Below are 5,888 nucleotides of genomic sequence, written 5' to 3'. Positions count from 1 at the left end.
CGATCGAGACCATCTCGCTCGGCAGGTCGATGCCCTTCTCCGCCGCAAAGATGCGGACGCGGCGCGGATTGGGCGCGGGATTGGGGCTGTCGTAGAAGATCATCAATGATCGCCCTTCGGCGTCTCCATGATCTCGGTCAGCACCCCGCCCATATCCTTGGGGTGCAGGAAGAAAATCGGCGTCCCGTGCGCCCCGATCCGCGGCTCGCCGAGCACGCGCTTGCCCATCGCCTCGAACTCGGCCTTGGCAGCATGAATGTCGGGAACTTCGTAGCACATATGATGCTGGCCTCCTGCGGGGTTCTTCTGCAGGAAACCGGCGATCGACGCATTGCCCGGCAATGGCTCGATCAGCTCGATCTGTGTGCCGTTCAGTGCACCATCGGCGCCCGGTGTATCGACGAAACACACTTTGACGCCCTGCTCGGGCAGGTCGAACGGCTCGTGGATCTTCGTCGCGCCCATCACGTCGCGGTAAAAAACAACGCTGTCGGCGATAGACGGCGTCGCGACGCCGATATGGTTCAGACGGCCGAGTTTCACTGGATCACCTCGATCGGAAATTTGACACTGTTGGCGATAAAGCATTGATCGTGCGCATCATGGTGCAGCTGCGCGAGCGTCGCTGCGTCGGGCGCCGCGCCTTGCCATATAATATCGGGTGAAAGGTCGACGCGCGTGATCTGGATGCGCCCGTCATCGCCCTTTGCCATGGTACCGACCGCCGCGTCGCGATAGGATTGGACCGCATATCCGGACTTTGCGGCCAGATAGAGAAAAGTCAGCATGTGGCAGCTCGACGCAGAGGCAACCAGCGCCTCCTCGGGATCGACGGCCGCGTCGACCGACCAGGGCAACGGCACGACATGCTTCGACGACGAAGCCGGAACGCTCACATTCTCGTCGAAGGTCCAGCGATGGCCACGGCCGTACTTGCCTCCCAAAACATCGTCAGCGGACGACGCCTCCCATTCGATCAACGCATGATATTTTGCCATTTTCCTATCCTCGGACCCGCCTTAACACCCCGGAATCCGGTCCTTGCCGACCAGTTCATATTTGCCGTTCTTCAAAACATAGTTCTGCCGGATCGCACGCGTGCCGGTGTAGGCGACGGTAAAGCTCCTGTCGGGAATCGCGGAAATGATCTTCCCGTCATATTCCTGTTCTTTCTGGCCGACGCCCGCGCCCGAACTCATGCTATCGGTAAAGCTGCCGCGGTCGACCGGGGCGTCGGGGGCCAGTTCGGTCAGCACCGCCGAACCGACAGCGCAGCCCTGCCACACGCCCCCGCCGGAGGTCAGCAGATAGGGGTTCTTGCCGAGCGCACGGCTGAACCCCCACGCGGTCGCGCCATTACCGAAGGTTCCGGTTGCACCATTGCCGAACCACTCGCCCTTCCGCTGCCAGCCGCCTTCGGTATCGCGCAGATAATGGATCGCGTTGATGCCGGTGCTGACATGTCCCGCTTCATCCTGATGACCGACGCTCAGCAAGGCCCAGATGTCGTCGCCGATCGCATGGATGGCGACGGGCTTGAAATAATAGGCTTCGCCATCGAGCGTGCGGACCGCTTCGCCAACTTCGGCGGGCGGCCCGCCAAGCTGGAACGCCGCGATAAAGGCCTCGTCGAGATCGGGTTGCGCCTCGTCGCCGAGTTGGACGGGCAAAGCCGTGTCGGCAGCGGTCGGCTCGCTCGGGACGATCGACGCCATCGCGGCGGAAAAGAACAGGAGAGCATCAAACATTGTCAAACCTCGTCATTGGCTTCGAAAGACGGCATCGCCGCCCGTCGTTACTGACCTTTGCGTCGCCAATATGTTGTGCCTGCCATCACAGCCTCAAAGCGGAATATTGTCGTGCTTCTTCCACGGGTTCTCAAGGCTCTTGTTCCTGAGCTTGCGCAGCCCCAGCGCGATTCTTTTGCGCGTATTATGCGGATGGATGACCTCATCGATATAGCCGCGCGATGCTGCGACGAACGGGTTCGCGAAGCGGTCCTCATATTCCTTCGTGCGCTGCGCGATCTTTTCGGGGTCGCCGATGTCGCTGCGGAAAATGATCTCGACCGCGCCCTTCGCGCCCATCACCGCGATTTCAGCGGTCGGCCAGGCATAGTTGAGGTCGCCGCGCAGATGTTTCGACGCCATCACGTCGTACGCGCCGCCATAGGCCTTGCGCGTAATTACGGTGATTTTGGGCACCGTCGCCTCGGCATAGGCGAAGAGCAATTTCGCGCCATGCTTGATGATGCCGTTATATTCCTGCGCCGTGCCGGGCAGGAAGCCGGGGACGTCGACGAAGGTCACGATCGGGATTTCGAACGCGTCGCAGAAGCGCACGAAACGCGCGGCCTTCTTCGACGAATTGATGTCGAGCACGCCCGCGAGCACGAGCGGCTGGTTCGCGACGATCCCGATCGTACGCCCCTCGATGCGACCGAAGCCGCAGATGATGTTCGCGGCATGGGCCGGCTGCACTTCGAAAAAGTCGCCTTCATCGACGGTCTTCCGGATCAGTTCGTGCATGTCGTAGGGCTGGTTCGCGTTCGGCGGGATCAGCGTGTCGAGGCTCGGCTCGGCGCGATCGAAGGGGTCGCTGGTCGGGCGGACCGGAACACCGCTACGGTTGTTCTCGGGCAGATAATCGAAGAAATCGCGCGCGGCGAGCAGCGCCTCGATGTCGTTTTCGAATGCATTATCGGCGACCGAACTTTTGGTCGTGTGGGTGATCGCGCCGCCGAGTTGTTCCTGCGTAACGACCTCATTGGTTACAGTCTTCACGACGTCGGGGCCGGTGACGAACATATAGCTGCTGTCCTTCACCATGAAGATGAAGTCGGTCATCGCGGGCGAGTAAACCGCACCGCCTGCACACGGCCCCATAATCAGGCTGATCTGCGGTACGACACCCGATGCGAGCACGTTACGCTGGAAGACCTCGGCATAGCCGCCGAGCGACGCGACGCCTTCCTGGATGCGCGCGCCGCCGCTGTCGTTGAGGCCGATGACCGGCGCGCCGACCTTCATCGCATTGTCCATCACCTTCATGATCTTCTCGGCATGGCGCTCGGAAAGCGAGCCGCCGAAGACCGTGAAGTCCTGGCTGAAGACATAGACGAGGCGGCCGTTGATCGTGCCCGATCCGGTGACGACGCCGTCGCCCGGCACCTTCTGGTCCTGCATCCCGAAATCGGTGCAATTATGCTCGACATAGGTGTCGAGCTCTTCGAACGAGCCTTCGTCGAGCAGCACATGAAGCCGTTCGCGCGCGGTAAGCTTGCCCTTGGCGTGCTGCGCGTCGATGCGCTTCTGCCCGCCCCCGAGGGCGGCGGCGGCGCGGCGGCGTTCCATTTCGGCGATATTGGCGGACACAGGCTTCTCCGTCAGAATGGGAAAGCGTCGTCTGCCCGTGCGTTGGCCATCATGCAAATGTGAATTTGCAAATTTGCAAAATCCAACTTTGCAAATTATGGCTCGACCCGCTTCGCTCCGTCTTGATGGTGTCGGGGCGTGGTCTTTCTGAGTCCACGGAGAGGGGGCACGTTCCGGCACCCGCGCCGGGGACGGTCGAGGGTGTTGTTCGGTGGCCCGTCAACGCATATTCGCCGGAACGCGGCTACGGCAAGTCCGGATCGGACGCGGCCTGAAGCAGGCGGAGTTCGCTGCGGTCCTCGGCATATCGGTCTCTTACCTCAGCCAGATCGAGCACGACGACCGGCCGCTCACCCCTACCCTGCTCGATCGCCTGCAAAAACTGTTCCCGCTCGAATGGGAGGAGGTTGCGGCCGACGCCGGCGATCGCAGGCACGGCGCGCTACGCGAGGCCGCGGCCGATCCGCTGTTCGCCGCCGCACCGCTTCCACCAGAGCAACTCGAACGTGCGGCGCTGCAGCAGCCGCAACTCACCGACCAGTTCGTCGCACTCCACGCCGCCTATCGCCGCGCGGGACAGCGGCTGCAGATCATCGACGAGGCGCTGACCGGCGGCACAGCCGAGGGAAGCCGCCTGCCGTGGGAAGAGGTGCGCGACTGGTTTCACGACGCCGGCAATTATGTCGACAGCATCGACCGCGCGGCCGAGGCGCTGGCGGGGCAGCTCCGCGGCAAGGACCCCTCGCCCGCGGTCGAGACGATCGAGCGGCGGCTACGCGATGCGCTGGGCATTTCAATCATCTATCAGCAGACTGTCAGCCTGCGCGATTTCGACGCGACGATGCGGCATCTCGTGATCGACCCGTCGCAGCCTGCCGAAAGCCGGCGCTTCCAGCTCGCGCACCAACTGGCAGCGCTCGCACTTGCGAACGAGATCGCAGCGGTCGTCGAAGCCTCGCCGCTCCGCACCGCTGCGGCGCGCCAGCTGCTCCATGTCGGCCTCGCCAACTATGCCGCGGGCGCGGTGCTGATGCCCTACGCGCCGTTCCGCGCCAGCGCACGCGCCGTGCGACACGATATCGACCGGCTGCGGATGCAATATGGGGTCAGTTTCGAACAGGCGTGCCACCGCCTCTCGACGCTCCAGCGCCCCGGAGCGCGGGGCATCCCGATGTTCTTCTGCCGTGTCGACATGGCGGGCAATATCACCAAACGGCACAGCGCAACCCGGCTGCAATTCGCGCGCTTCGGCGGCGCCTGCCCGCTGTGGATCGTCCACGAAGCCGCGGCGATCCCCGACCGCATCCTGTTCCAGCTTGCCGAAACGCCCGATGGCCTGCGCTATGTGTCGATGGCGAAGGGGCTGGTGAAACCCTCGGGCAGCTATGCGCGCAGCCCGCGCCGCTATGCCGTCGCGCTTGGATGCGAGGCGCAATATGCGGGGGATTTCGTTTACGCCGACGGGGTCGATGTCGCTGCGCCGCAAGCCGCGACGCGTATCGGCCTGTCGTGCCGCATTTGCCCGCGCGACGATTGCGACCAGCGGGCCTTTCCGCCAAGCGACCGCCCGATCCTCGTCGACCCCGACCGGCGCGACGTCGTGCCGTACCGGATCGGCTAGGGGGCGATCACCAGCTCTTCGTCGAGGAAGTCGAGGAACGCCCGGATGCGCGCCGCCGCCCGATCTTCGGGTGCGTAAAGCGCGTGGATGTCCTCGCCGTCGCCCGGATTGAAATCGGGCAGCACCTCGATGAGCCGTCCCGCTTTCATATCCCGCGCGACGTGAAAGCGCCCGTGCCGCGCAATCCCGCCGCCCGCGACCGCCATCTGGCGCACCACCTCGCCCGAATTGCCGAAGAAGCTGCCGTGCACGGGGCGCTGCACGGTCTTGCCGCCGACACGGAAAGACCAGCTGTCGACCGAGCGGCGAAAGCTGAAGCGCAGGCAGTCATGCGCTTCAAGATCGTCAGGCGTCTCCGGCGTGCCGCGGCGGGCCAGATAGTCGGGGCTGGCGACCAATATCATGCGACTGTGCCCAAGCTTCCTGGCGCGGAGCTGCGTATCGCGAAGCGGGCCGATACGGATCGCGATGTCGGCGCGTTCCTCGACCAGGTCGACGATTGTATCGGACAATGCGAGGTCGATGGTGACGTCGGGATAGCGCGCGGTGAAACGCGGCAGGATCGGCAGCAGCCCCATCGTGCCGATCGAGGGCGAGGCGTTGATGCGGAGAAGGCCCCGCGGGCCGCGCTGCTCGCTGCCGAGGCCAGCCTCGACCGCCTGGATATCGGCGAGCAGCACGCTCATCCGGTCGCGATAGGCCTGTCCCTCGACGGTGAGCGCCAGCGAGCGCGTCGTGCGGCGCATCAGCGTGACGCCAAGCCGTTGTTCGAGCCGTGCGATGCTGCGGCTGACCGCCGACGGCGTCAGGCGCAGGGCCTTCGCGGCCGATGCAAGGCTGCCGCCGTTCGCCACGGCAAGGAAAGTCTCGATATCGCCGAACCGGTTATCCAT

General features: G+C 64.1%; 6 protein-coding genes. 1 reads left to right on the top strand and 5 read right to left on the bottom strand.

Going from position 1 to position 5,888, the window contains the following annotated elements:
- Positions 1 to 102: 102 nt before the first annotated feature.
- The 4 genes from mce to VGD20_RS16050 all read right to left on the bottom strand — a co-directional run bounded on the left by mce (position 103) and on the right by VGD20_RS16050 (position 3,374).
- Entirely contained in the window at positions 103 to 543 is a 441-nt protein-coding gene (gene mce / locus VGD20_RS16065; protein WP_331135407.1) for a methylmalonyl-CoA epimerase, read from the bottom strand.
- Positions 540 to 998, bottom strand: a complete 459-nt coding sequence (locus VGD20_RS16060; RefSeq protein WP_331135406.1) for an OsmC family protein — start codon at positions 996 to 998, stop codon at positions 540 to 542. The genes mce and VGD20_RS16060 overlap by 4 nt, the downstream gene beginning before the upstream one ends.
- A gap of 21 nt (positions 999 to 1,019) precedes the next feature.
- On the bottom strand, positions 1,020 to 1,748 hold the full coding sequence (locus tag VGD20_RS16055) for a hypothetical protein (RefSeq protein ID WP_331135405.1): 729 nt from the start codon (positions 1,746 to 1,748) through the stop codon (positions 1,020 to 1,022).
- Positions 1,749 to 1,841: 93 nt separating this feature from the next.
- On the bottom strand, positions 1,842 to 3,374 hold the full coding sequence (locus tag VGD20_RS16050) for an acyl-CoA carboxylase subunit beta (protein WP_331135404.1): 1,533 nt from the start codon (positions 3,372 to 3,374) through the stop codon (positions 1,842 to 1,844).
- Positions 3,375 to 3,585: 211 nt separating this feature from the next.
- Between VGD20_RS16050 and VGD20_RS16045 the strand changes: the two genes are divergently transcribed.
- On the top strand, positions 3,586 to 4,995 hold the full coding sequence (locus VGD20_RS16045; protein WP_331135403.1) for a helix-turn-helix domain-containing protein: 1,410 nt from the start codon (positions 3,586 to 3,588) through the stop codon (positions 4,993 to 4,995).
- Here the strand turns inward: VGD20_RS16045 and VGD20_RS16040 are convergent.
- Positions 4,992 to 5,888: LysR family transcriptional regulator (locus VGD20_RS16040; protein ID WP_331135402.1), on the bottom strand; the 897-nt coding region annotated here is incomplete at its 5' end. The two genes, VGD20_RS16045 and VGD20_RS16040, sit on opposite strands and share 4 nt — an antisense overlap.

The sequence above is a fragment of the Sphingopyxis sp. genome (assembly GCF_036402335.1).
GTDB lineage: Bacteria > Pseudomonadota > Alphaproteobacteria > Sphingomonadales > Sphingomonadaceae > Sphingopyxis.
This window is presented reverse-complemented; position numbering and strand designations above follow the sequence as displayed.